This window comes from Calidithermus chliarophilus DSM 9957, assembly GCF_000430045.1.
Classification (GTDB): Bacteria; Deinococcota; Deinococci; order Deinococcales; family Thermaceae; genus Calidithermus; species Calidithermus chliarophilus.
In genome coordinates this window covers 2375199-2398206 of the sequence record NZ_KE387023.1, presented here as the reverse complement: position 1 = coordinate 2398206, position 23008 = coordinate 2375199, and the positions used below count along the sequence as shown (strand labels likewise).

At 66.8% G+C, this 23008-nt stretch carries 20 protein-coding genes and 1 tRNA gene; 13 read left to right on the top strand and 8 right to left on the bottom strand.

Going from position 1 to position 23008, the window contains the following annotated elements; all coding sequences use genetic code 11:
- The first annotated feature begins 57 nt into the window (after nt 1-57).
- Together MEICH_RS0111620 and MEICH_RS0111615 are read left to right on the top strand one after the other, a co-directional pair.
- A complete protein-coding gene (locus MEICH_RS0111620; protein ID WP_027892752.1) occupies nt 58-486 on the top strand; it encodes a bifunctional nuclease family protein in 429 nt (142 codons plus the stop codon).
- A gap of 281 nt (nt 487-767) precedes the next feature.
- Nucleotides 768-1535: a metallophosphoesterase family protein gene (locus MEICH_RS0111615; RefSeq protein WP_157202750.1), complete on the top strand. Its 768-nt coding sequence runs from the start codon at nt 768-770 to the stop codon at nt 1533-1535.
- A gap of 237 nt (nt 1536-1772) precedes the next feature.
- On the opposite strand, the gene MEICH_RS0111610 is transcribed toward MEICH_RS0111615, so the two are convergent.
- Nucleotides 1773-2099, bottom strand: a complete 327-nt coding sequence (locus MEICH_RS0111610) for an HIT domain-containing protein (RefSeq protein ID WP_027892750.1) — start codon at nt 2097-2099, stop codon at nt 1773-1775.
- Between the two features lie 17 nt (nt 2100-2116).
- Here MEICH_RS0111610 and MEICH_RS24795 point away from each other — a divergent pair, with 17 nt between their 5' ends.
- Both MEICH_RS24795 and MEICH_RS0111600 read left to right on the top strand, forming a co-directional pair.
- The gene (locus MEICH_RS24795; protein ID WP_036218522.1) at nt 2117-2803 is read left to right on the top strand and encodes a DNA alkylation repair protein; all 687 of its coding nucleotides are present in this window, start codon (nt 2117-2119) and stop codon (nt 2801-2803) included.
- 45 nt (nt 2804-2848) lie between these two features.
- The gene (locus MEICH_RS0111600; protein ID WP_027892749.1) at nt 2849-3220 is read left to right on the top strand and encodes a hypothetical protein; all 372 of its coding nucleotides are present in this window, start codon (nt 2849-2851) and stop codon (nt 3218-3220) included.
- Nucleotides 3221-3356: 136 nt separating this feature from the next.
- Here the strand turns inward: MEICH_RS0111600 and MEICH_RS0111595 are convergent, their stop codons facing one another.
- The gene (locus tag MEICH_RS0111595; protein WP_027892748.1) at nt 3357-4664 is read right to left on the bottom strand and encodes a MiaB/RimO family radical SAM methylthiotransferase; all 1308 of its coding nucleotides are present in this window, start codon (nt 4662-4664) and stop codon (nt 3357-3359) included.
- A gap of 165 nt (nt 4665-4829) precedes the next feature.
- Between MEICH_RS0111595 and MEICH_RS0111590 the strand changes: the two genes are divergently transcribed.
- Nucleotides 4830-5744, top strand: a complete 915-nt coding sequence (locus MEICH_RS0111590) for a threonine/serine dehydratase family protein (protein ID WP_027892747.1) — start codon at nt 4830-4832, stop codon at nt 5742-5744.
- A gap of 263 nt (nt 5745-6007) precedes the next feature.
- On the top strand, nt 6008-7675 hold the full coding sequence (locus MEICH_RS0111585) for a formate--tetrahydrofolate ligase (RefSeq protein WP_084542279.1): 1668 nt from the start codon (nt 6008-6010) through the stop codon (nt 7673-7675).
- A gap of 39 nt (nt 7676-7714) precedes the next feature.
- Here the strand turns inward: MEICH_RS0111585 and MEICH_RS0111580 are convergent, their stop codons facing one another.
- Entirely contained in the window at nt 7715-8872 is a 1158-nt protein-coding gene (locus tag MEICH_RS0111580) for a M28 family metallopeptidase (protein ID WP_027892745.1), read from the bottom strand.
- A gap of 135 nt (nt 8873-9007) precedes the next feature.
- Between MEICH_RS0111580 and MEICH_RS0111575 the strand changes: the two genes are divergently transcribed.
- The 4 genes from MEICH_RS0111575 to MEICH_RS27165 all read left to right on the top strand — a co-directional run bounded on the left by MEICH_RS0111575 (nt 9008) and on the right by MEICH_RS27165 (nt 12613).
- Nucleotides 9008-9084, top strand: a tRNA-Pro gene (locus MEICH_RS0111575).
- A gap of 136 nt (nt 9085-9220) precedes the next feature.
- Nucleotides 9221-10123, top strand: a complete 903-nt coding sequence (locus MEICH_RS28720) for a tyrosine-type recombinase/integrase (protein ID WP_169730662.1) — start codon at nt 9221-9223, stop codon at nt 10121-10123.
- 28 nt (nt 10124-10151) lie between these two features.
- Complete coding sequence (locus MEICH_RS24785; protein WP_051304117.1) at nt 10152-11240, top strand: DNA methyltransferase; 1089 nt, start codon at nt 10152-10154, stop codon at nt 11238-11240.
- A 212-nt stretch (nt 11241-11452) separates the two neighbouring features.
- Nucleotides 11453-12613, top strand: a complete 1161-nt coding sequence (locus MEICH_RS27165; protein WP_027892744.1) for a vWA domain-containing protein — start codon at nt 11453-11455, stop codon at nt 12611-12613.
- A gap of 308 nt (nt 12614-12921) precedes the next feature.
- On the opposite strand, the gene MEICH_RS0111555 is transcribed toward MEICH_RS27165, so the two are convergent.
- Entirely contained in the window at nt 12922-13866 is a 945-nt protein-coding gene (locus MEICH_RS0111555) for a hypothetical protein (protein ID WP_157202749.1), read from the bottom strand.
- A gap of 98 nt (nt 13867-13964) precedes the next feature.
- Here MEICH_RS0111555 and MEICH_RS28015 point away from each other — a divergent pair, with 98 nt between their 5' ends.
- The 3 genes from MEICH_RS28015 to MEICH_RS0111540 all read left to right on the top strand — a co-directional run bounded on the left by MEICH_RS28015 (nt 13965) and on the right by MEICH_RS0111540 (nt 17213).
- Complete coding sequence (locus tag MEICH_RS28015; RefSeq protein ID WP_084542276.1) at nt 13965-14141, top strand: helix-turn-helix domain-containing protein; 177 nt, start codon at nt 13965-13967, stop codon at nt 14139-14141.
- Between the two features lie 52 nt (nt 14142-14193).
- Nucleotides 14194-16533, top strand: coding sequence for a DUF927 domain-containing protein (locus MEICH_RS0111545; protein WP_169730661.1), 2340 nt, complete (start codon nt 14194-14196; stop codon nt 16531-16533).
- A 317-nt stretch (nt 16534-16850) separates the two neighbouring features.
- Nucleotides 16851-17213: a hypothetical protein gene (locus tag MEICH_RS0111540; protein ID WP_027892741.1), complete on the top strand. Its 363-nt coding sequence runs from the start codon at nt 16851-16853 to the stop codon at nt 17211-17213.
- Between the two features lie 54 nt (nt 17214-17267).
- Here the strand turns inward: MEICH_RS0111540 and MEICH_RS0111535 are convergent, their stop codons facing one another.
- From MEICH_RS0111535 to darT, 4 genes are all read right to left on the bottom strand, one after another.
- A complete protein-coding gene (locus tag MEICH_RS0111535) occupies nt 17268-18467 on the bottom strand; it encodes a hypothetical protein (RefSeq protein WP_157202748.1) in 1200 nt (399 codons plus the stop codon).
- A gap of 45 nt (nt 18468-18512) precedes the next feature.
- Complete coding sequence (locus MEICH_RS0111530; RefSeq protein WP_027892739.1) at nt 18513-21242, bottom strand: DUF1156 domain-containing protein; 2730 nt, start codon at nt 21240-21242, stop codon at nt 18513-18515.
- 74 nt (nt 21243-21316) lie between these two features.
- Nucleotides 21317-22366, bottom strand: a complete 1050-nt coding sequence (darG, locus tag MEICH_RS0111525) for a type II toxin-antitoxin system antitoxin DNA ADP-ribosyl glycohydrolase DarG (protein WP_027892738.1) — start codon at nt 22364-22366, stop codon at nt 21317-21319.
- Between the two features lie 15 nt (nt 22367-22381).
- Nucleotides 22382-23005 (bottom strand): type II toxin-antitoxin system toxin DNA ADP-ribosyl transferase DarT, encoded by a 624-nt coding sequence (gene darT / locus MEICH_RS0111520; protein WP_245587644.1) that lies wholly within the window; start codon nt 23003-23005, stop codon nt 22382-22384.
- Between the last annotated feature and the right edge of the window lie 3 nt (nt 23006-23008).

The following is a 23008-nucleotide window of genomic DNA, read 5'->3' as shown; positions in this document are numbered from 1 at the left end:
TTCAGGGAGGGGTGCCTATACTGAGCTACGGATTCGTGAGCTCATTGGGAGGAAGCAATGGTAAGGGCCAAAGTCGAAAATTTGGGCTTGGAACCCAACTCCGGCAGCGTCATCGTGCTCCTGCGGGCCGAGAACGGCCCCATCCTGCCCATCGTCATCGGGCACCTCGAGGCCCAGCACATCCTCGCGGCCTTTTCCGAGGAGAAGCCTCCCCGGCCCCTGCTGCCCGACCTCTTCGCCTCGGTGCTCGACCTGCTGAGCATCAAGCTGCACCGGGTCGAGATCATCGAGCTGAAGGAGGGCACCTTCTACGCGCGGCTGATGCTCGAGCAGCGCGGCGTGGAGTACGAGGTCGACGCCCGCCCCTCCGACAGCCTGGCGCTGGCCCTGCGCACGGGGGCCGAGATCCTCGTCGCCGAGGAGGTGCTCAAGCAGGCCGGCGTGGACGAGTTCAAGATGCCGGGGGGGAGCACGGCGCAGGCGTGAGGCATGTCGATGGTCGATAGCCCATAGCCGATAGCCGAACGCCGAACGCCGAACGCGGGTCGTACGTCGTACGCGAGACGCCAAACGACTATTCTTTACCCCCCTTAGCAAGGGGGGCTGGGGGGATACCCCCTCCCCGCGTGCGGGGAGGGAAGGGGTGGGGTGAACCACGAGCCACGGGCCACACGCCTTTTGCTGATGGCTGACCGCTGACGGCTGATAGCTGCCCACTCAGCACCAATTACCGGCATCCCCTGAGCGGACCCGGTACGCTAGGCGGGATGCTGCTGCGAACGCTCGTTCTCCTGCTTTTGCTGCTGGGTGCGTCGGGGCTGGCCCAGCGGTTGGCGGTGATCGGGGATTGGGGGGCTAACAGCCCTCACCGTCCCAAGGTGGCCCAGGCGATGCGCGAAGCCCACGAGAAGCGGCCTTTCGACGGGCTGCTGACGCTAGGCGACAACTTTTATCCTCGGGGCAAGCCCATCCAGGCCTTTCTCGACGACCTGCCGGAGGTCCGCGTTTACCCCGCCTTCGGCAACCACGACGTGCCCGCGCTGGGGGCGCAGCTCCGGCTCTTCCAGGTCGAGCGGCCCTACTACAGCTTCCGGCTGGGGGCCCTCGAGGTCTTCGTGGTCTACTCCGAGGTCTTCGACGCGGCCCAGCGAAGCTGGCTCGAGGCCGCCCTGCGCGCCTCGGAGGCCCCCTGGAAGGTGCTCACCCTGCACCGCCCCCTCTACAGCTCGGGCCTGCACGGGGGCAGCCGCAGCCTACGCAGCACGCTCGAGCCCCTGCTGCTGAAGTACGGCGTCCGGCTGGTGCTGGCCGGCCACGACCACGACTACGAGCGCCTGGAAGCCAAGGGCATCACCCACGTCGTCGCAGGCGGTGGCGGAGCCTACCTGCGCGGATTCCTCAAGGCAGTCCCACAAAGCCTGGTGCGGGCCGTGGAAGCCCACTTCGGGGTGCTCGAGGCCTCCGAGGAGCGGCTGACCTTCACGGCAGTAGCACCGGGGAACAAGGTGCTCGACACTTTTACGCTCAAGCGGTAAGCGGTAAGCCCTCAACCGTCAGCTTTCAGCCTTCAGCGGTCAGCCGGAGGCTCGTGGCCCGTGGCCTGTGGCTCGTGGTTACCTCTCCCCAACCCTCCCCGCGAGCGGGGAGGGGGTATCCCCCCAGCCCCCCCTTGTTAAGGGGGGCAAAGAAAGGGCGTCTTGCGTCTTGCGTTTGGCGTTTGGCGTACGACGTACGACGTAGGACGTACGACCCGCATCAGACGTACGACCCCCTCAAGCATCCGACCGCAGGTGCACGTGCACGTGGAACACCTCCTGGCCGCCCTTCTCGCCCACGTGGACGCGGATGAAGTAGCCCTCGAGGCCCATCTGCCGGGCGATGCGGTTGGCGGTGAGCATCAGCTTGCCCAGCTTGAGCGCGCCCTCTTCGGTGTCGGGATAGTCGGCCAGGGTGGGGATGTACTCCTTGGGGCACACCAATACGTGGACCTTCGAGCGGGGGTGGATGTCCTTGAAGGCGATGAACTCCTCGTCCTCGTAGACGATGCTGGCAGGGATTTCACGGCGGATGATCTTGCCGAAGACGGTGGGGTTGTCCATGCGGAATACTCTAAAGCATGACCCCCACGGAATTCGTACGCCAGGTCCGGGCCGCCCTCGAGCCCCACCGCGACCCCTCCCAGGCCGAGCCCATGGCCCGCTACATGAAGAACCGCTTCCCCTTCCTCGGGCTCAAGCGGCCCCAGCTCGAGCCCCTGGTCAAGCCGCTGCTCGCCCGGAGCAAGGGGCACGACGAAGCCTGGCTGCACGCGGCGGCGCTGGGCCTGTGGGAACTGCCCGAGCGGGAGTTCCAGTACGCCGCCGTCGCCGTGCTGCATGCCAACCGCAAAACCTTGAGCGGGCGGAGCCTCGAGCTGGCCGAAGCCCTCCTGCAGGCAAAGCCGTGGTGGGACAGCGTGGACGCCCTCACCAGCAGCGTGGTGGGGCCGCTGGTGCTGCGGCTTCCGGAACTGGGGTCCGAGATGGACCGCTGGAGCCGGCACCCCGATTTCTGGGTGCGGCGCTCGGCCATCCTGCACCAGCTCGGCTACAAGGGCCAGACCGACCCCGAGCGGCTGTTCCGCTACTGCCTCGAGAACGCCCCCGACAAGGAGTTCTTCATCCGCAAGGCCATCGGCTGGGCCCTGCGGCAATACGCCTACACCGACCCCAAAGCCGTTCACGCCTTCGTGGAGGTCCACCGGGCGCGGCTGTCTCCCCTCTCGCTCCGCGAGGCCCTCAAGCACCAAAAGGGCGGGAAATGAGGCAGCCTCACAGATTTTTCCTCCCCGCTTCCTTAGGGTGAAGCCATGACCGCTCGAGCCCTCTGGACGGGCATCCTGCTGATCCTGGTGAGCACCGTGGCCGTGACCGCGGCCAAGCCCACCCCCACCGCCTTCATCCCCGGCGCCCTGGGCCTGCTGATCGCCCTGATGGGCATCGTGGGCGACAAGACCCCCGCCCTGCAACGCCCTGCCATGAACGCCGCGCTGGGCCTGGCGGTGCTCGGCATCCTGGGCTCACTGCGCGGCGTCCCCGACTTCCTCACCCTGCTGGGCGGGGGCAGCGTCGAGCGCCCGGTAGCGACCATGGCCCAGTTCGCCACCATCTTCATCTGCCTGGGCTTCGTGGTGCGGTGGGTGCAGGGTTTTCTCGAGGCGCGGCGGGACCGGTTGGGGTAGTCGGTGGCCGATAGCGGGGCGCTGGGGGTGGGTCTTACGTCGTACGTCGTACGACGATAGCTAAACGCTAAACGCGAAACGCAAGACGCCCTGGCCCTAGACCCTCGACAAACCACGAGCTGACGGCTAAAAACCCTCACGCCATCGGCAAAAGCATGCGCTGAGGTTCTTCCTTTACGGCCTCTACCGGCCCGATGAGGGTGTAGCCCTCGAGGCGCTCGACCCGCACCCACACGGTCTGGCCCTGTTTGGAGGCGGGGCCGTCGGCCAGGACCTCGTAGTAGTCGGGGGTGTGGCCCACCCACTGCCCGCCGCGGCGGGACTCGAGCAGCACCTCCACGCGGCTGCCGAGCTTGGGGGCGATGCGCTGGGCGGCGAGTTGTTGGGCCAGGGCGATGACCTCGCGGGTGCGGCGCTTGCGGACCTCGACGGGCACCTGGGGCAAGGAGGCGGCGCGGGTCTTGGGGCGGGGGGTGTAGGTGAAGGCGTGGACGCGGCTGGGGCGCAGTTCGCGCAGGAACTCGAGCGTCTCCTGGTGCTCTTCCTCGGTCTCGGTGGGCAGGCCCGCGATCACGTCGGTGGTGAGGGCGAAGCCGGGGATGAGCTCGTAGGCCCGCAGCACCAGCTCGCGGTAGTAGTCCTTGTCGTAGCGGCGGCCCATCAGGCGCAGCAGGCGCTGGGAGCCCGACTGGAGGCTCAGGTGCAGGTGGGGGCGCACCTGGGGCGCGTAGCGGGCGATGGTGCGGAGCAGGGCCTCGTCGGTGTCCTCGGGCTCGATGGAGCTCAGGCGCACCTTGGCCCCCATGAGGGCGAGTTCCTCGACCAAGCCCGCCACCCCGCGCGGGTGGCCCTTGTAGGAGCCCAGCCGCACCCCCGTCAGCACGATCTCCTGCACGCCGGCCTCGAGCAGCCCCCGCGCCTCGCCCAGCGCGTCGGCGCTCTCGCGGTGGCGCTCGCGCCCGCGCAGCCGGGGGATGATGCAGTAGGCGCAGCCCACGTTGCAGCCATCCTGCACCTTGACGAAGGCCCGCACCCAGTTGTTGAGCAGGCCCCGCTCCCCGGCCCCCCAGAACTCGTTGGGCGGGGTGGTGAGGGGGTCGGAGGGGAAGCCGAAGTGCTCGAGGATCACCCTGGGCAGCTCGGCCTTGCGGGCGTTGGGCACCACGGCGTCGGCGCCCAGCTCGGCCAGTTGGTCGGGGGCGAGTTCGGCGTAGCAGCCGGTCACGACGATGAAGGCCTCGGGGTTGGCCCGCCGCGCCCGGCGCACCTCCTTGCGGGCGTCGGCCTCGGCGCTGGTGGTCACGGCGCAGGTGTTGATCACCACCAGGTCGGCCCCCTCCTCCAGCCGCACCACCTCGGGCTCGAGCGCCCGCAGCAGCCCGACCAGCGCGTCCGACTCGACCTGATTGACCTTGCAACCCAGGGTTCGCACCGCCAACCGCATAGCTGAACCATTGTCGAGGGTCGGGGGGCGGGGGTCAAGGGCCGAAGAAGCGGAAGGCGATAAGCTGTAAGCCTTCAGCTACACCCCCTCGCCAGGCCACGAGCCACAGGCCTTTGCCTTCCCATCTCTTACCTCCTATCCCCCACCCCCTCTTACAATGGCGAGGTGATCTCCCTCGAGCACGTCCAAGCCGCGGCCCGCCGCATCGCCCCGTACGTTCACCGCACGCCGGTGCTCACCAGCCGCGACCTCGACCGGATGTTCGGCAAGGAGCTTTTCTTCAAGGCCGAGCACCTGCAGAAAACCGGGAGCTTCAAAGCGCGGGGAGCGGTGAACGCCGCGCTGCAACTGCAAAACCCCAAGGGCATCATCGCCGTTTCCTCGGGCAACCACGCCCAGGGGGCGGCCTACGCGGCGCGGGTGATCGGGGTCCCGGCGCTGGTGGTGATGCCGCAGGACGCCTCGGAAACAAAGAAGGCGGCCACGCGGGCCTACGGGGCGGAGGTCTTCGACGAAGGCGTGACGGTGGAGAACCGCGAGGAGGTCGTGCGGCAGAAGGCGGCCGAGCTGGGCTACTCGCTGATCCACCCCTTCGACGACTACGCGGTGATGGCGGGTCAGGGCACCCAGGCGCTCGAGCTGCTCGAGCAGGTCGAGGGCCTCGAGGCCGTGCTGGTCGCGGTGGGCGGCGGGGGATTGATCTCGGGCATCGCCACCGTGGTCAAGCACCTGCGGCCCGAGTGCGAGGTGATCGGGGTCGAGCCGGAAAACGCCAACGACGCCCAGCAGAGCCTGCAAGTGGGCACCCGCATCAAGCTGATGGGCGCTCCCAAGACCGTAGCCGACGGGGTTCGCACCCTGGTGGTGGGAGAGCGCACCTTTCCGGTGATGCAAAACCACGTCGACCGCATCCTCACCGTACCCGACGCGGTGACGCTCGAGGCCCAGCGCCTGATGATGAGCCGCCTCAAGCAGGTCGTCGAGCCCACCGCCGGGCTGGCCTTAGGCCCGGTGCTGATGGATTACGAGCTGCCCAAGCGCATCGCCGTGATCGTCTGTGGGGGGAACTGGATGCCCTAGGGGGTGGGTGTCGATAGTCGATGGTCGATAGTCGATGGTCGATAGCCTATAGCTGATAGCCGATAGCTAAATGCAGAACGCCCTTTGTTTACCCCTCTTAGCAAGGGGGGGCGGGGGGATACCCCTCCCCGCGCGCGGGGAGAGACGGGGTGAGGTAACCACGGGCCACTAGCTGATGGCTGAAAGCTGATAGCTGACGGCTGACCGCTCCCCGATGTCCGCCAAGGACGTTTGTAACCGCTGTACGGGATTAGCTTGAGGACATGATCACAACCCAGCCTGAGGTGCCCTCCGACCTCGAGATCGCCCGTAGCGCCAGCCCCAGACCCATCCGTGAAGTCGCCACCGAGCTGGGCATTCCCCGTGAGGCCCTGTTTCTCTACGGGGAGCACATGGCGAAGGTCCGGCTCGAGCCCCCGCCCCCGCGGGGCAAGCTGATTCTGGTCACGGCCATGACCCCCACGCCCGCCGGGGAGGGCAAGACCACGGTCGCCATCGGCCTGACCCAGGCGCTGGGGAGGCTGGGGCACAAGGTGGCGGTGGCCCTGCGCGAGCCCTCGCTGGGGCCGGTGTTCGGCATCAAGGGGGGGGCGACGGGAGGGGGCTTTTCCCAGGTGATCCCCATGGAGGAGATCAACCTGCACTTCACCGGCGACTTCCACGCGGTGAGCAGCGCGGTCAACCTGCTGGCCGCCATGGCCGACAACCACCTCCACCAGGGCAACGCGCTGGGGCTCGACTCGAGGCGGCTCGAGGTCAAGCGCGTGCTCGACCTCAACGACCGCGCCCTGCGGCAGGTGGTCGTGGGGCTGGGCGGCCCCCAGCAGGGCGTGCCGCGCGAGAGCGGCTTCGAGATCACCGTCGCCAGCGAGGTGATGGCGGTGATGAGCCTCGCCCGCGACCTCCCCGACCTGCGCGAGCGGCTGGGGCGCATCCGGGTGGGCTACACCCACGCCGGGACGCCGGTGACCGCCGAGGAGGTGGGGGCCGCCGGGGCCATGGCGGTGCTGCTCAAGCACGCGCTGCACCCCAACCTGGTGCAGACCCTCGAGGGCCAGCCCGCCTTCGTCCACATGGGCCCCTTCGGCAACATCGCCCACGGCACCAACTCGGTGCGGGCCACCCGCCTGGCGCTGGGCTACGCCGACTGCGTGGTCACCGAGGCCGGCTTCGGCTCCGACCTGGGGGCCGAGAAGTACTTCAACCTGGTGTGCCGGCAGTCGGGGCTGCGCCCGCAGGCAGTGGTGCTGGTGGCGACGCTGCGGGCCCTGCGCTTCCACGGCGGCTCGGACGAGTTCGCCCGCCCCGACCTCGAGGCCGCCCGCCGGGGCCTGCCCAACCTGCTCAAGCACGTGGAGAACGTGCGGCTGCACGGCTTCGACCCGGTGCTGGCCCTCAACCGCTTCCCCGACGACACCCCGGCGGAGCTGGCGCTGATGGAGGCCTTCGCCCGGCAACACGGCCTGCGGCTGGCCCTCGCCGAGGTCCACGCCCGCGGCGGTGAGGGGGGACTGGAGCTGGCCGAGGCGGTGCTCGAGTCCCTCCAGACCCCCGGCACCCTGCGCTTCGCCTACCCGCTCGAGGCCACCCTCCCCCAGAAGATCGAGGCCATCGCCGCCCAGGTCTACGGCGCGGCCCGGGTCGAGTACACCCGCGAGGCCCGCAAGGCCCTCAAGCAGCTAGCCAAGGAGGGCTGCGAGCACCTGCCCGTGGTGGTCGCCAAGACCGCCAACTCCCTCTCCGACAACCCCCGCCTGCGCGGGCGCCCCGAGGGCTTCGGCGTCACCGTCACCGACCTCAAGGCCCGCTGCGGCGCGGGCTTCGTGGTGGCCTACATGGGCGAGATCATGACCATGCCCGGCCTGCCCAAAGCGCCCGCCGCCCAGCGCATCGACCTGGACGAACAGGGGCAGACCCTCGGGCTGTCGTGACCCCTGCCCGGGGACGAGCGCCCCGCAGCCGCCGGGCGCTCACTGCTTGAGGATGCGCTCGAGCGCCGCCCGCACCACCGCCGCGGTCTCGGCCATGAGCGCGGGGTCGGCCGTGGTGTCGGTGGGCTGGTGGTAATTGGGGTCGATGCCCCAGTGGAAGAACAGCACCGGCACCCCGGCCTGGGCGAAGGGCGTGTGGTCGCTGCCGCCGGAGCCGCCGATGTCGTTGAACTGCGCCCCGCTCTGCTGGAGCAGCCGCAGCAGCGCCGGGTCGCCGCCCACCCCCAGCGCCGGGCTGGCCCGCACCCCCACCATGTCGAGGTTGAACATGGCCTTGAGCCCCCGCACCCGCTCGGGGAAGGCCTGCACGAAGTTGCGCGAGCCCCACAAGCCGTCCTCCTCCCCGTCGAACCACACGTACCACACGTCCTTAGCCCAGCCCTCCCCCGCCAGGCTGCGGGCGAGCTCGAGCACCGTCACCGTGCCCGAGGCGTTGTCGTTGGCCCCCGGGGCCCCCTGCACCGAGTCGTAGTGCCCACCCACCACCACGCTGGGTGCGCGGCTGTCGGGCCAGCGGGCGATCACGTTACGGGCCTGGGCCTGCTCGAGCACCGCCCCGACCACCAGCCGTGCCCGCTCCCCGCTGCGGGCGAACAGGGCCTCCCCCTCGCTGCCGGACACGGTGACGCCCGGGATGGGGCCCACGCCCCCGTAGGTGCCGCGCACCGCCCCGGGCTCGTTGTTCACCACCACGACCGCCACCGCGCCCTGGGCCGCGGCCTGGCGGGCCTTCTCCAGGAAAGGGATCACCCCGCGCCGCACCACCACGATCTTGCCCCGCGCGTCCAGCCCGGCGTAGTCGCTCGCCGCGCCGATCCCGGGCACCGCCTGGAGAGGGGCCTCGAAGGTCCCACCGGGGCTGCCCGAGAGCGCGAGGGCCTCGAGGCGGGTCGGCCCCAGGCTCAGGCTGCTGCCGGTGTCGCGGCTGCGGGTGTAGCTGAAGGGCTGGAACTCCGCCGCATAACCCGCCGCCCTGGCCTGCGCCGCCAGGTACTCGGCCGCCTGGGCCGCTGCCGGGCTTCCCGCCACCCGGGGCCCGATCCCTACGAGGTAGTCCAGGTCGGCCTTAGCCCGCTCGGGCGCGAAGGCGAGCGCGCTGAAGCTGAGCAACAAAACGGTCCACAGGCTGGGCTTCATGGAGACAGTGTGACGGCAGGCCGCGAATCGAACCATCGACCAGCTCACCGAGGCTTTACCCGCGCGATGGTGCGTGCTATCTTTGAGGACGGGTCTCGCATGACCCGAGGTGCGCCGGAAGTCCCATAGGTGCAACGGGGCGTAGCGCAGTCTGGTAGCGCACCTGCTTTGGGAGCAGGGGGTCGCTGGTTCGAATCCAGTCGCCCCGACCACAAGCGCCGCGGAGTCAGGCGAACCTCGTCCTACACACGACAATCCAAGCCCCCCTAAAAAGCTGAGGCTGTTCTCATCCTCGGGTGAGACATCGCCGGCACAGGAGCGCTTAACTGCCCCACCAAGGAGGTCATGGTGAGGGTGGAAGCAGCCGTGAAGCTGTTGTTCATATACCTGCGCAGCCAGGGGGCCAAGCCGGGGACGCTGGAGCACTTCGAGCACACCATGGGGCACTTCCGGCGCTTCTGCGAGGGCAAGCAGGTGGCGGAGGTCGAGGAGGTCACCCACTGGCTGGTGCGGGAGTACTGGCTGTACCTGTTGGAGCGGGGCCTCGCGGTCGGCGGGTACGCCAGGGACCTGCACCGCTTCTTCTCCTTCCTCAAGGAGGAGGGCTTATGGGGGCGGGAGAACCCGGTCAAGCAGGCGGGCGTCCCCAAGCAGGCCGACCGCCCCATCAAGCCCATCCCGCCGGAGGCGCTCGAGGCCATGCTTAGAGCAGCAGCCAAGGGGCGCAACCCCTGGCGCGACCGCGCCCTCATCCTGCTGCTGGTGGACACCGGCCTGCGCGTCTCCGAAGCCCTCAGCATCCGGCTGGAGGACGTCAACACCGAGACCCGCTGCGTGTGGGTGCGGGGCAAGGGCGACAAGGACCGACCGGCCTTCTACGGCTACCGGGTGGCCCGCTTCCTCAACGCCTACGTCGCCAAGGAGCGCAGGGCCCAGCCGGGGGTGGGCTACCTCTTCACCACCGACGAGGGCGAGCCCTTCAGCCGGTTGCGGGTGCGGGACATGCTGCGGCGGGTGGCCCGGCGGGCCGGGCTCGACCCGGCCAAGGTCAACGTCCACCCCCACGCCTTCCGCCACACCTTCGCGGTGCGCTACCTGCTGCACGGGGGCACCGCCCTGGGCCTGCGGCGCCGCCTCGGGCACTCCACCATGGAGATGGTGGACCGCTACGTCTCGATGTCGGTCGAGGACCTGGCCGCCGAGCACGACCGCGTGAGCCCCGGCGACTGGCTACTTGGGCGGAAAAAATAGGGCAAAATCCTGATACGGGGAACCAAGCATGCCCAACGCCACCGCCGTCCTCAACCGCGTCCTCCAGGAGGCCCGACGCCTCCTGGTCGCCCCCGACCTTCCTGAAGCCGAGGTGGCCCAGGCCCTGCTGGGGGCGGGCGACGGGCACCTCGGGGCCCTGGCCGAGCGCACCGGCCTGAGGGAGAAGTACCTGCGCTACGAGGTGCTGCCGCTGGCGCTTTACCCGGACACCCTCCGGCGGGCTTTGGCCCTGGGGATGCCCATGCGCCAGGTTCAACGGCTCAAGCGCCGGTTGGACCAGGGGGAGCTAAGCCAGGAGCAGCTCGAGACGGCCCTCGCCAGCCCCGGGCCGCGTCAGGCCCTGAAGGAGCTGCTGGCCAGGCCCGAGCGCCGGTTCTCGCCCCGCCACAGCCCCGTGTGGATTTACCCCTCCGACCCCGGTCTCCAAGGCGCGGAGGCGCTGCACCCCTACGTGGCGGAGGCGCTGGTGGAGATGTACACCCGGCCAGGGCAGTTCGTGCTCGACCCCATGGCGGGCACCGGCGCGGTGGTGCGGGCCGCCTTGCGCCTGGGCCGCCGGGCGGAGGGGCGCGACATCCGGCCCACGGGGGAGGGCATCCTCGAGGCCCCCGTCGCCTCTCTCCCCCAGGACTACCCCGAGCCGGTGGCCGACCTGCTGGTGCTGCACCCGCCCGTATTCACGCGCTGGTGGGTGAGGAACTGGGTACGCCCACCCGACGCCCCTTACGTGGACCCCTACGTGGACTACCTGGAGCACATCGTTCACGACCTGATGGCGCCCGCGGTCGGGGCGCTCAAGCCCGGCGGCTACCTGGCCCTCGTCGCCAGGCCGCGCCAGCACCTGCCCACCGGCACCACCGCGCCCTTGGAGCGCATCTTCGTGGCGCCCTTCGAGCGGGCCATCGCCGAGTTCCCCGGCCAGTATGTGCCCGCGGAGGAGGATGGTCGGGCCCGCCCGGTGCTGCTGCCCCACGCCTACCACCTGGCGGTGGCGGAGGACGGGAGCGAGCACTGGGCCATCTTTATCGGGCAGAAGACGACCAACGGGGTTCTGGTGGAGGGTCCAATGGCCCAGGGAGCGGCGGTAGAGGATTAGCTGCTCCAGGTTCTTGTAGAAGCCGTGGGGGCTCTTGGGGCACTCCAGCAGCAGCCGGGTAAAGTCGGGGTCCAAGAACTCGGTCATGTGCCGGGCGCCGTGGCGCTCCAGGGCGATTTCCACCTTCCATGGCCCGCCCAGGCTAGCCCTGGAGGCCCCTTCCGACGGTCGGAAGAGGGGCGGTGGCTAGACTCATGGCCCGGAGGTAACGCATGGCCATCGTCAAGCTCAAGCGCTCGCTCGTCGAGGACAACGACCTGCTGCTGGTGGAGGTCATCGCCCCCAAGGAGTCCCCGCGCCTGCCCCCGCCCACCCTGTCCCTGGTGCTCGACCGCTCCGGCTCGATGGCCGGGGAGAAGCTGCGCGCCGCCCAGGAGGCCGCGCTGGCCCTGGCCGAGCAGAGCTTCGCGGAGGGTAGCGAACTGCACCTGGTGGCCTACGACACCGAGGTCCTCCACTGCTCCCCCCGCGGCTACGAGGAGGCCCGGCGCTTCATCGCCTCGCTCGGGGCCCGCGGCAGCACCGACCTCCTGGGCGGCTGGCGGCGGGGCGCGGAGCTGGTGGGGGGAGACAAGGAGCCCAAAGCGGTGGTGCTGTTGAGCGACGGGCTGGCCAACTGTGGGGTCACCGACCCGCGGCACATCCTGGCCGCCGTCAGGCAGCAGGCCGCCGAGGGCGTGCAGACCAGCACCGTGGGCTTCGGCGAGGATTACGACGCACTGCTCCTGGCCGACATGGCCGTCGAGGGGGGTGGGGGGCACCACTACGTGGGCGAGGAGCGGGCCGAGGACCTGCGCGCCGCCCTACTGGCCGAGCTGGCCTTCCTGCGGCGGGCGGTGCTGGGCGGCGTGCACCTGAAGCTCTCGGGTGCGGCGGCTACGCCCTGGCTGGGGGCCTGGCGGCAGGGGCGGCAGGGCTTCTGCGGGGCCATGGCCCCCGGCGAGCGGCGCACCTGGCTGCTGGGGCTGAACGACCTCGGGGGCAGCGGCGCAGTCCTGGAGGTAGACGTTCAGGCCCATGGCCCCGAAAGGCACCGCCTGACCCTGCCCGCCCCCCACCCCGAGGGCACGCCAGGGCACCGCAGGGTGCTGCTGGAGTACCGCGTGGCCCAGGTCTACCACCTGCTGCGGCGCCTGCCTGAGGTGTCAGGCCAGGAGGAGGCCAAAGCCCTGTCCCACGAGGCCGAGCGCCTGTGCGGGGGGTTGGAGGGCCTCGAGGACCCCCGCCTCCCCCGTCTCCGGGACCGCCTGCGGCAACTGGCCGACCAGCTCGCCGCCCTCGGCCAGCACTTCGAACCCGCTCAACTGGCCCGGGTCAACAACGCGGCCATGGTCTGGTCGGTGGGGGTCACCTCCGACGTGGAACGGAGGTAACCGGGAGTCCCGGTTAGCGAGGGGCCCGGCAATGAGCCGGGCCCCTCGCGTGCGCGAAGCTGGAGGGCTATTTGCCAAACTTAGCACACCGGCTCAGAAGCGATAAATGCCTTTGTAGAGCGGATTATTGGTTGCCCAGGCGTTTGTGCATTTGGAGCTCTTTTGCAAGCATATGCAACTGTTGAAAGTGCAGGACAGGCATCCTGAGTTTGAGGGGGCAGGGACCGGGCAGAGGCCCACCTACTGACTTTGGATGAAGATGCCTGCAGGAGCAGCCTCTGATGCTGCGTACGGCTGGTGGTAGAACTTTACGTTCGGCGGGGGCTGGCCCCTCTAGCCCGCCTGAATGCCCGGCCACGGCATTTGGAGTCATCGGGCCTGCAGTACTTCTGACTCCCATGCTGAGGAAGGAACAGGGCACCACACCCGGGGCACGACGCTAAGGCTCTACCTCCCTGGTACAGGGTAGCAAGCTCGTAGTGCGCCCATCCCTCAACGCCAACGCGCGCAAGAAGGCCATCGGGGGTGTACACGAGGTTGCCCTGCATCTGGTAGGTGAACTTGTGCATGAGCCTGTTGGCGATTTGTTGCCGGGCGTCGGCCAGTGAGCGAGCAGTCTTCAGCACGTCGTCCAGCACGCTAATGGGGTAGCTGATAAGACCGTCATACCGTGTCTGCTCAGACTCGTGGTGGTCGGGACGCAACGGGCGCCTCCCTTCCCACTCGTCCACGACCTCCCCTCTTGCCAGCAACAGGGCCTTGTCGGTTTCATCAGCCCCAAAAGGGTTGTCAACAATGCGCCCGTAAAGCCTCGCGAACGCCCATACATGGGCTACCATCTCTTGCCAGTAGTACAGGGTATCCTTCGAGAACTTCTGGTCCCAGGGGTCCAATGGCCCAAACGCTTCCACCACCCTCACGATGTTCACGGTGAAGCTTTGTGTGTCGTGGAACACATCTGCGAGCTTGGCAAGCTCCTGCCAGACAGGCGTCTCAGGTAGGGGGCCCTGTCGAATACAAGGGTCTAGCCTCACAAGCCTCGGGTACTCCAGGTCTTCCGGGGTTTCCGGGGTAGGCTCGGAGCTTTCTACAGACCACGTAGGTTTATCCCCGTCGCAGGGCCCCTCCGCATAGGGGTCAAAGCCGCGTGTGCGGTCCCAGCGCGGCACCTCCTCACGGGAGTAAGCCCACTTGACTCTATACCGGGGAGGGTACCAATGGAGTATTAGTGAAAACTCTCTTTTTTCTTTCATAACGGAAAACGAAACGAAACCCGTTTTGCATTCTACGCCATACCGCCCCATCCTGAAGGAGTCTGCAGCGAGTTCTCGCGCCGTGGACAGGGTGATATATGGATAGACTACTCCTACGACCCAAAGAAGTGGCCCACGCCCTCGGAATAGGGCGGGACGAGACCTACCGCCTCATCCGCAAGGGCAAACTGCGCGCCATCCGCGTCGGCGCACACTACCGCGTGCCCCGGCAAGAACTCGAGCGCTTCGTTGAGCGGGAGCTCGAGAACAACTAGAAAGCCCGAGTCCGGCAACTCGGGCTTTCTATACCACTACGAGGTGTAGATGATGACAAAACCAATATACATCAGCGAAGAACACCGGGAGCAGCTCGCGGCGAGCGCCATCAGCGAGCCAGTCATTGCCGAGCGGGGCTACCGCACGGTCACCCGCAAGGAGGACCTGCAGGGCTTCGAGAGCCAGCAGATGAGGGTGCCCGGGCTGCTCATCCCTGTCTACCGTCTGGGCAGGCCTGAACCCTACACTCATATGCTGCGCCCCGACAGACCGCGCCAACCTGGCGGCAAAACCATCAAGTACGAGTGGCCCATGAGCGTCAACCTGGTGCTCGACGTGCTGCCGCGCTACCGCAGCGCGCTGGGCGACCCCTCGGTGCCCCTCTGGTTCACCGAGGGTGCCAAGAAGGCAGACGCCCTGGCGAGCCACTTCGGCGACGCGGTGATGCCCGTCAACCTCAACGGGGTCTGGGGCTGGCGCGGCAAGAACGGTCAGGGCGGCAAGACGAGCCTGCCCGACTTCGAGGAAATCGCCTTCAACGGGCGCGAAGTGGTCCTGGCCTTCGACTCCGACGTGGTGCGCAAGGAGCAGGTCAAGCTGGCCCTCGAGCGCCTCGCGGCTTTCCTGGCTAGCCGGGGGGCCCACGTGCGGGTGCTGTACCTGCCAGAGCCCGGGGGGCGCAAACTCGGGGTGGACGACGCGCTGGCCGCGGGCTACAACCCCCTCGAATACCTTCAGACCCCGCAGGGACACGAAGCCCGTGGCCCGCTCGGCACCCACCCGTTGACGGGTCAGAAGCTATTCCTGCCGGAGGGCTACTCCCTCGAGCAGGGGGGCCTCTACCGCATGGTCGGCGACAAGCCGCGCCCCGTATACCCGGGCCACCTGGCGGTGACCGCCCTGGGAAGCGACCTCGACACGGGCGACGAAACCCTTACCGTGGCCTTCGACAGGGGGCTCGACAGCCGCACCACAGTGACAGCGCCGCGCGCCGAACTGGCCAAGGCCAAGGGCGTACTCGAGTACCTTGCCGCTCGAGGGGCCGCCGTGTCGGAGGTCAACGCGAAGGAGGTGGCTGCTTACCTCGTCGCCTTCGCCCACCATAACCGCACCGCCCTCCCACACGAATCACGCGCCAGCCGCCTGGGCCTCTACCGCCGCGGGAGCACCCTGGTGCTGCCCGACGGGGCCGTGGGGGACATCCACACCGCCGTCAAACCCGAACCTGCCGTACGGGTCGGCAAGGACCTCGGTGCCTACCGCCGGGTGCTGGAGGAAGCTAGCGGCTGGGAGGATGCCGGTGCCTTCTGGACGGCCCTGGGTCTTGCCCTCGCGGCCCCCGCGATTGTTCGCGCGGGCGTGCGGCGAAACCCGGTGCTCTACCTGGCGGGGGACTCGGGAACCGGCAAGAGCACCCTGGCCCAGTTCGCCGTCGGGGTGTGGGGTGACCCGACCCACAGCCCCCTGCGGCTGGAGGCCGGGCGGACCACGCTGGCGGGTTACCTACAGACCCTTGAGCGCCTCGGCGGCCTACCCCTCTTCATCGACGAGGCCCACACCGCGCGGGAGCAGGACAACCCGCTCGAAAAGCTGGTCTACCAGTTCGCCAACGGCGAGAGCTACACCCGCGGCGGGGCGGACGGCAGGGCGCGCGGCGGTACCTCCATCGGCGGTGCCCTCCTGCTGGCCGGGGAGGCCCTCCCCGCCTTCCGCCACCACGGCGCCCACCGCAGGGTGCTGTGGCTCGAGGGCCCTCACTGGATGCCGCTGGGGCGACGGGACGCCGGGGAGAGGGCCGCCCTCCTCGAAGCGGCGTGGGGCGCAGGGGCTGGCACCCTGGGGCGGCTAGTGTCCGAGCGGGTGTGGCTGAACTGGGAGGACTACCGCGGCAGCCAACCTCAGTTCGCTCAGAGCTTCACCTACCTGCCCGCGCCCTGGAACGACGTGTTCGCTCACGTGATGGTGACCCTTGGGTACGCCTGTGGGGCTCTTGAGCTGCCCTATCCTGACTCCTTTCGCGACCTGCCGGTGCAGTGGCAGGGGCTCCTCAGCAGTGCCGCCAGCCTGAGGGACCCCTCCTCGGAGGCCTGGGAAGACCTTAGCGGCCTCATCGCTGCCGCCGGTCCTGACGGTTCGGGCGGGCGGCGCCTGAAGGGGGAGGTGGTGGCGTGGGAAGGTGAGTATCAGGGGCAGAAGGTCTGGTTCGTGCCCACCGGTACCGGCGCGTTCACCGAGCGCATGGGAAAGACGGCGGTGCAGCTACACGGCCAGAGATGGGCAGAGCGCGGGTTGATTCTGCCCGGCAGCGACGGGAAAGCCACCATCCCCCGCAAGCGAGATGGCCTCTCAGTGCGCGTGCTGGCCGTGGTGCAGAGGAGCTACGATGAATAAGCGGAAGACCCACGCCATGAACGGTAAAGTGGCGGGTTTTCACCTGGGGTGTAGCCGTTACACCCCAGGTGCAGCGGGCAAGAGCTTCGCCCCAGACAGCAATAACCGAGGCCGGTTACACCTATCCGACCTCAGGGGCGCTGATGCCTTTCGCTGTTCAAACCCAGGGTCTGACTTGAGGGCCCGCGCGTGCCCAGTAGCGAGTAGAGGTGTAGAAGGTGTAACCGAGTCCAAGGCACAGCGCCCGAAACGCGACTCCCGCGGGTACACCTCGGGTTACATCCGGCTACACACCGCCACACCTGAGGGGGTTCGGCATGTCGCACCTAGCTGACCTGCTCGCCATGATGCCGTCCCCAACCCCCAGCGATAAGGCACAAAACGTCGAACCGCCTGAGCAACGGTGGGTGCCCCTCACCCCGAGGGAGGAGCAGGACCCCCATGACCTGCCCAGCCACTGGAACCGGGTCCCCCTCCTCCCCCCCAAAGGCGCGACGGCCAGGGCACGGGACAGGGACGGGTTCGGCAGCCTCTACCGCGTGAGGCTCGAGGGGCAGTGGTGGCTGGTGAAGGCTTTGCCGTGGGGCGGCTGGTCGGTGAGCAGCGTTGAGGGGCTCGGGGAGGTCGTTGAAGCTCTCCAAGACATTCCCGTTCTTATTCGAAGGTTGCTTAGGAAGTAGTGCAAACGTGACGGCGGATGACCATAAAGGCATCCGCCATCGACTTGCCAAAAGCTACAACATGTCGAATAAATCAGTGCTTATGGGGTCAAATGATTCATCCCATTGGGCCGGGGTGTCATCGTAGAAGACTGCTATCGCCCCATCAGCGAACATCAGGACGCCATCGAGCTGTTCATTATTGCGCGTTCCAAACTCCAGCTCAATGTCAACCAGCCTATTTTCCACGTCATCAGACCTGCCAGCTCGGCGGTATACAGCACGTAGCAACCTGCTAGATAGTTCACACCTTAAGCCGAGCTTAAAGAGTGGGTACCTGAGATAGAAGCCGGGCTCCAGGATGAACCAAAGGAAAAGCTCCTCGCTGAAATGGTACTCCTGTCCACGGTAGCGGTAACGAAATAAACGGATTGGCGGCAAGTCCAATCCAGTTGGTGGTTCAAACGCTCCATTTCTATACATTCCCTGCTCTAAAGCCAGTGCTTGGGGTCTAAGACCCATCAGGCGCAGCCAACGCGCGTAGTGAAGCACCACGATAGGGCTCGAGAGCGGCACACTCATCGAACGCGGGCGGGCGAAGGGAACCGCTACCGGGGCCGTGGGGGCGCCCTGGGTGTGCACGACGTAAACACCCGTCCCTGCCGCGTCGGTGAGCGTGGTTACAGCGAACCCGCATCCGAAGTGCACGCTCACGCCGTTGTAGTCTCTGGACTTTCCGAGCCAGGGCTGCACCTGGGAGCGGTAAGCCCCGGTCGTCGTTTCCCACGCTCTAGATTCGTCGGTTTCGAGCGTTCCCTTGGACTCCAGTAGGGCAGGGATGCCACTTTCGTGCATCATCACGTAGTCCGGCCCCCTAGAAGCTGCTGACGGTGTGCCGTGCTCAAAGTGGGCGAACCAGTGGTACCCCATCTCGTTGAGACGCTTAAGGCTAAACGGGATGCCCCACTGGCCCGCGAACGAGGTTTTCACGAAGTCCTTGTACACATCGGCCGGGCTCTTCGCTAGGTCGAGCATGGTGCCCGTCCCGCTCAGCATGTGGGAGTACCTGACGAAGCCCGCCGCCGCGTCCGCAACAATCACGTCGGGGATGTTTGAGACAAGGGAGCCCTGAGCCATCAATATGAACACCTCGCCCGGGGTGGTTTCTAAGTCCACCGGGGTGAAGCCCCTCGACCTCAGAATCCGCACGGGCGGCGGGTTCGGGACAGCGACCTCGTTCTTTACTGTGAAGATGCGCTTTCCTCTGGACCACATGTATTAACCAGGCAGTTTGTTCAGCACGCCAAGCCGCCAGGCTTCCTAGAGCAGGCGAGCCGCAGCCGCCTTCGGCAACCCGCCGCGTACCGACAACAGTTCATGTATTGAACGCCCCTCGTCACTGTCTCCCAGCACCTCGGACAGGGCCTGGGCACTCTGCCAGAAGGCCTCCTGCTCCAGGTATCCCACCTCGCTCAGGTAATCCGCGATGGCCTGCTTGCCCTCGCGCATCTTCAGGAGCGTATGGTGCAACGCGTCTATCATGGGCACCGACCCGGTGGTGCTGGGGATGCCTAAGTTCTTGTCCTTCGCGCGGTCCTTCGACAGCCGGAGGGTGGTTTTCTCCCCCTTCTCCTGCACCAGCGTGCCCAGCTCGCGCAGCTCCACCCCCGTGCTCTGGGCCAGCTTGCGGGCCTCATCAGAGGGCAGCTCGGCTCCGTAAGCCCAAAGCGCCAGCAGGGCGAACTGGGTAGGCCCATCCACTGCGCCCATGGCCTTCGCCCCCAGCACCCGGCTAAGGGCGAACTCCAGCACGATTTTCCGCACCTCGTCCAGGAAATCCCCCACCGTAACCTCGCGCCCGTCGGCCCGCTTGACCACGTCGTAGCGGCTATAGGCCTCCAGCCCCGGCCCGATGGCCGACATGAAGAAATCGGCCCCGCGAATCCCCGCCTCCCAGAACTCTTCAAGCTGTGGGCGGATGGCCTCTTGCATCTCCCGGCGCACCTCGGCGAAGAAGCCCATGCTCCCCCCCTCGCGCTTGGTGCAGTTGAGGAAGGTGGAGGAGGCCAGCGCCGCTGAGTCCCTGGCCCTGAGCCGGGTCTGCATCTCGGTGTGCAGGGGCCAGGAGGCCTCCACCTGGAACCCCGCCCGAATCAGCGCGCCGATGAGGGTCTCCCAGGCCTCGGTGCTCTTGTGGGCGAAGACGATGGTGGCCTCGCCATGGGGCTTGAGCACCCGGTGCATCTCGCGGAAGGCCTGGCCCATCATCTCCTCGAAGAACTGCTTGGCCCGCTGGTTGTCGCCCCCGTGGCGCACCGGGTTCTGCACCGCCTCCTCGCGCTTGGGCGTAAGGGGGGTGCGGAAGTGCTCGGGGTAGAGGTGGCCGATGGTGCGCTTGAGCCAGACGTAGAAGAAGTCCGAGAGGTCGGCGTAGGGCACGGCGTCGTAGTAGGGCGGGTCGGTGATGATGGCGTCGAAGAAGTTGTCTTCGAAGGGGAGGCGGGTAGCGGTGCCGCGCAGTATATGGCTGTCTGATACAGTCGAAAATCCCTGGGTCTTCAGGGTGATTTCAAACCATTCGAACGAGCCTTGCCAGTCACCCGAGGCTCTTTCGCAAGGGTTTATTTCAACATAATCCCAAACCATAGGTAGGGCCTGACGAGTGAATGTGTGACTCACTTTTTCACGATTATGGAAATGCCAGGTGCAAAGCGTTGAGGTATAGTCTGCAAGCTTATCTAGTGCAAGCGCTAAATATGTCGCCACCCCTCGAGCCCACTCCTCATCCATCCCCACCTTCAGCATCTCGGCGTGGGCCTCGCGCACCCACTTGGCAAAGGTGACCAGGGCCAGGGCCTGGCGGGGGTTGAAAAGCTGGCCCCATTCCTTGAAGCCGTAGATGCAAGGGGTGAATGCTCGAGGCTCGTAAGGAATGGGTTCATCGGGGATTAGGGGAAGCTCACCAAACGGACTCTCGCCCTGCTTCAGCTCCTCCAACCTTGACTTGGCCCGCTCTAAGACTGCCTCGTCGTTTGAGGTGGGGGCGCGATAGACTTTTCCGCTTTCGCCTTTGTCACTCAGCACAACCGCCAAAAGACGCTCCCCCCACTTTCCCGCCCTAGCCTGATTTTGTGTCTCAGACGAGGGAATGGCCGTGCCGCAGACCAAGCAGGTGGCGTTTCCCCGCTCGATGGTTCCCTTGTCGGGCCACTCCTCGCCCCTGCCCACCTCCACCACCTCAAACGAAACAGTCTTGGCCTCCGCATCTACTTTGGGCCTCAGGGCGATGCGCTTTTTGTCCTTCTTGGCCAGCCACCACTGGCGCACCAGGGGCACCTCGGCGCGGCAGGTGGGGTTGGTGCAGGTCACGGTGCGGGCCCACAGGTAGGCCACCGGGGTTTTGCCGTCGGCATCGGGCGGGTAGAACTCGGAAAGCTCGGCCTTGGCCCGCTCGAGCACCCACTCGCCCCAGTAGCGCACCTCGGCGGCCAGGGGGTTCTGCTGGTAGCTGCTGGTCCATTCCCCGTCGCCAAAGTCCAGCGACTGGCGGCCCTTGCCCTTGGCGGTGTCCTTGGCCCGGATGTGCTCAGGAACCGGGCGGCTGCCGGGCTGGCCGTACTTTTGGGGGTACTCCAGCGTGGCCCGCTGGATGAGGTGGGCCACCGGGTTGAGGTCGAGGCTGTAGACCTCGCAGCCCAGGCGCAGGGCCTCCAGCGGAATCGCCCCGCCCCCGCCGAAGGGGTCGAGCACCTTGGGCGGCTTGCCCCCGTTGGCTTCCAGGACGCGGCGGCGGGCCTCGAGGATGGCCCCGTTGTTGCCGTCCTTCACGGCCTCCCAGGGGACGATTTGCTTCACCAGCTCGTAGTTCTCGTCGGTGTCGGGCACCAGCGTGCCGAACACGGCGGCGCGGCTGGCGGCCAGGGGACGCCTCGCCCACCAGATGTGCAGGGTGGAGATGTGGCCGTGGCGGATGGATTTCTCCCTGGCGGAGGCTTCCGAGATTTCCTTGAGGGGTAAACGGTGCTCGATAAGGCGGCGTTTCTGCTTCATATTGAACTCCCAATTTCGGCAACAACTCTGAATCAGAGTTAAGAACTCAGCTTTCAGAGTTTAGATACGGCCAGCTACGACTGTGCTGAATCGGCTACAGGCTGAGGGAGCCAGCCCTTCTGGGCCAGGTGCTCTACCGCTACCCGCAGGTGGGCTTCGAGGAAGCGCTCTTTGCGGGGGCTCCAAGCGCGAACCACCTTCAGCAGCGAGGCCCAGTCCTGGGCTCCTTCACGGGTGAAAGCCCAGTGTACCGTAGCCAGCAACTCTAGACCATACGGCGAGTCGAAGCCCTCGATAAGCTCGGCAGCACGGCTTACTGCCTCGTCGGCCTCCGGGTGGTCGGCCAGGAAGGCTACCGCCTCGTCCAGGGCTCCGGGAGCCAGTTGCATGGCCGAAGGGGTGTTGCGGTCGCCGTATCCCCGGAGGTAGTGGCCCTCGAGGCGCTGCAACACTGGGTTGAGGTTTTCAGCATAAGGGCCGTACTGTTGCTTCACGAAGTTCAGCTTGAGGGGCATGGCGGCTTCCTGGAGGAAGTAGGCCAGCTTTTGGGCCTCGAGTCTGCCCACCGGTTCGCCTAGGGCGCTGTAAAGGGCAAACAACTTGAGCAGAGCAGCCCTGGCTGGGGTGAGGTGGGGTTTGCTCGAGGCCGGAGCCAGGTCGGCCTGAAACCCAGGCTGGGGCTCGAAAACCCAGACCTCCACCTCCGGCAAGCCAGCAAAAGCCTCCTCAATCAGGGGCCGCACCACAGCCCAGTCCAGGCCGCCGTTGCCCACGCCCAAAGGCGGTAGGGCCAGCGAGCGGATGCCAAGCTCCGCCACCTGTCGCACCAGGTCGGCCAGGCCCTCCCGAACGTACTCGAGGCGCGAGGGCTGTCGCCAGTGCTTCTTGGTGGGAAAGTTAAGGATGTAGCGGGGACGAGACAAAGGCCCACGGTCGAACACGAAAATACGACCAATCTGCACCTGTGCCTTGCGGCAGGCAGCTTCGTAGGCCCGGTAGTTCTCGGGATAGGCCCGCTTGAATTGTAGAGCCACCCCCTTACCCATCACCCCCACGGTGTTGACCGTGTTGACCAGAGCCTCTACAGGAGCCTGCAAGAGGTCACCCTGTTTGTACTGGACCATCGCCCCCCCCATAGCTCAATAGTACCAATCGCGTTTAACCCAGACAGTTCGCCACATTGCCTTGGGGAAGGCCTCGAGGACTTGTCGAACCCCCCTAGCCATGCCCGAATCCAAGACCCCGATGCCCTCGACCAGTTCCCATGGGAAAAAACGGTGAACCAGGAGCTCAGCCTGCTTCTTTTCCTTACGGTAGGGCTGTTCGGGCGTGTCGAACCAACGCCGGGCTCGGATAGCCTGCCAGTCCAGCCGGGCAAAGTCGGCTTTTTGGGTGAAGAAATCCGCGTATTTTTTCTTGGCATGTCGGTCTGTGAAAACAAAAGGTAAGCCAGCCTGCTCGACCCGTTCGACGCTCGAGACGATGTGCAGGATGGGCCTTTGGCCTCCCCTGTAGTGCATCTGCCCTTCCACGGGGTTGTGTAGGGCATAGAGCATGGGCGAACGGGGACAAAAGTAAAAAGGCACGTAGTCGTGCAGGACCCCTCCAGGGCCTACCGGCACCGTTCGCTGGGCCCGCTCCTCCTGAATATGTTCGTAGGCAATGCTGGTGCATAGCCTCGGCAACAGGTTTTTCGCCCAGAGGCGCCCTTCTTCCAGGATGCCTCTAAGGTTTTCTATGTGCGTGATGTGGTAGATAAGCACGGG

What these genes read in the sequence shown, in the direction of transcription:
- MEICH_RS0111620 (WP_027892752.1), top strand. Translation starts at nt 58, where the DNA reads ATGGTAAGGGCCAAAGTCGAAAATTTGGGCTTGGAACCCAACTCCGGC.
- MEICH_RS0111615 (WP_157202750.1), top strand. Translation starts at nt 768, where the DNA reads ATGCTGCTGCGAACGCTCGTTCTCCTGCTTTTGCTGCTGGGTGCGTCG.
- MEICH_RS0111610 (WP_027892750.1), bottom strand. Translation starts at nt 2,099, where the DNA reads ATGGACAACCCCACCGTCTTCGGCAAGATCATCCGCCGTGAAATCCCT.
- MEICH_RS24795 (WP_036218522.1), top strand. Translation starts at nt 2,117, where the DNA reads ATGACCCCCACGGAATTCGTACGCCAGGTCCGGGCCGCCCTCGAGCCC.
- MEICH_RS0111600 (WP_027892749.1), top strand. Translation starts at nt 2,849, where the DNA reads ATGACCGCTCGAGCCCTCTGGACGGGCATCCTGCTGATCCTGGTGAGC.
- MEICH_RS0111595 (WP_027892748.1), bottom strand. Translation starts at nt 4,664, where the DNA reads ATGCGGTTGGCGGTGCGAACCCTGGGTTGCAAGGTCAATCAGGTCGAG.
- MEICH_RS0111585 (WP_084542279.1), top strand. Translation starts at nt 6,008, where the DNA reads ATGATCACAACCCAGCCTGAGGTGCCCTCCGACCTCGAGATCGCCCGT.
- MEICH_RS0111580 (WP_027892745.1), bottom strand. Translation starts at nt 8,872, where the DNA reads ATGAAGCCCAGCCTGTGGACCGTTTTGTTGCTCAGCTTCAGCGCGCTC.
- MEICH_RS24785 (WP_051304117.1), top strand. Translation starts at nt 10,152, where the DNA reads ATGCCCAACGCCACCGCCGTCCTCAACCGCGTCCTCCAGGAGGCCCGA.
- MEICH_RS27165 (WP_027892744.1), top strand. Translation starts at nt 11,453, where the DNA reads ATGGCCATCGTCAAGCTCAAGCGCTCGCTCGTCGAGGACAACGACCTG.
- MEICH_RS0111555 (WP_157202749.1), bottom strand. Translation starts at nt 13,866, where the DNA reads ATGAAAGAAAAAAGAGAGTTTTCACTAATACTCCATTGGTACCCTCCC.
- MEICH_RS28015 (WP_084542276.1), top strand. Translation starts at nt 13,965, where the DNA reads ATGGATAGACTACTCCTACGACCCAAAGAAGTGGCCCACGCCCTCGGA.
- MEICH_RS0111545 (WP_169730661.1), top strand. Translation starts at nt 14,194, where the DNA reads ATGACAAAACCAATATACATCAGCGAAGAACACCGGGAGCAGCTCGCG.
- MEICH_RS0111540 (WP_027892741.1), top strand. Translation starts at nt 16,851, where the DNA reads ATGTCGCACCTAGCTGACCTGCTCGCCATGATGCCGTCCCCAACCCCC.
- MEICH_RS0111535 (WP_157202748.1), bottom strand. Translation starts at nt 18,467, where the DNA reads ATGTGGTCCAGAGGAAAGCGCATCTTCACAGTAAAGAACGAGGTCGCT.
- MEICH_RS0111530 (WP_027892739.1), bottom strand. Translation starts at nt 21,242, where the DNA reads ATGAAGCAGAAACGCCGCCTTATCGAGCACCGTTTACCCCTCAAGGAA.
- darG (WP_027892738.1), bottom strand. Translation starts at nt 22,366, where the DNA reads ATGGTCCAGTACAAACAGGGTGACCTCTTGCAGGCTCCTGTAGAGGCT.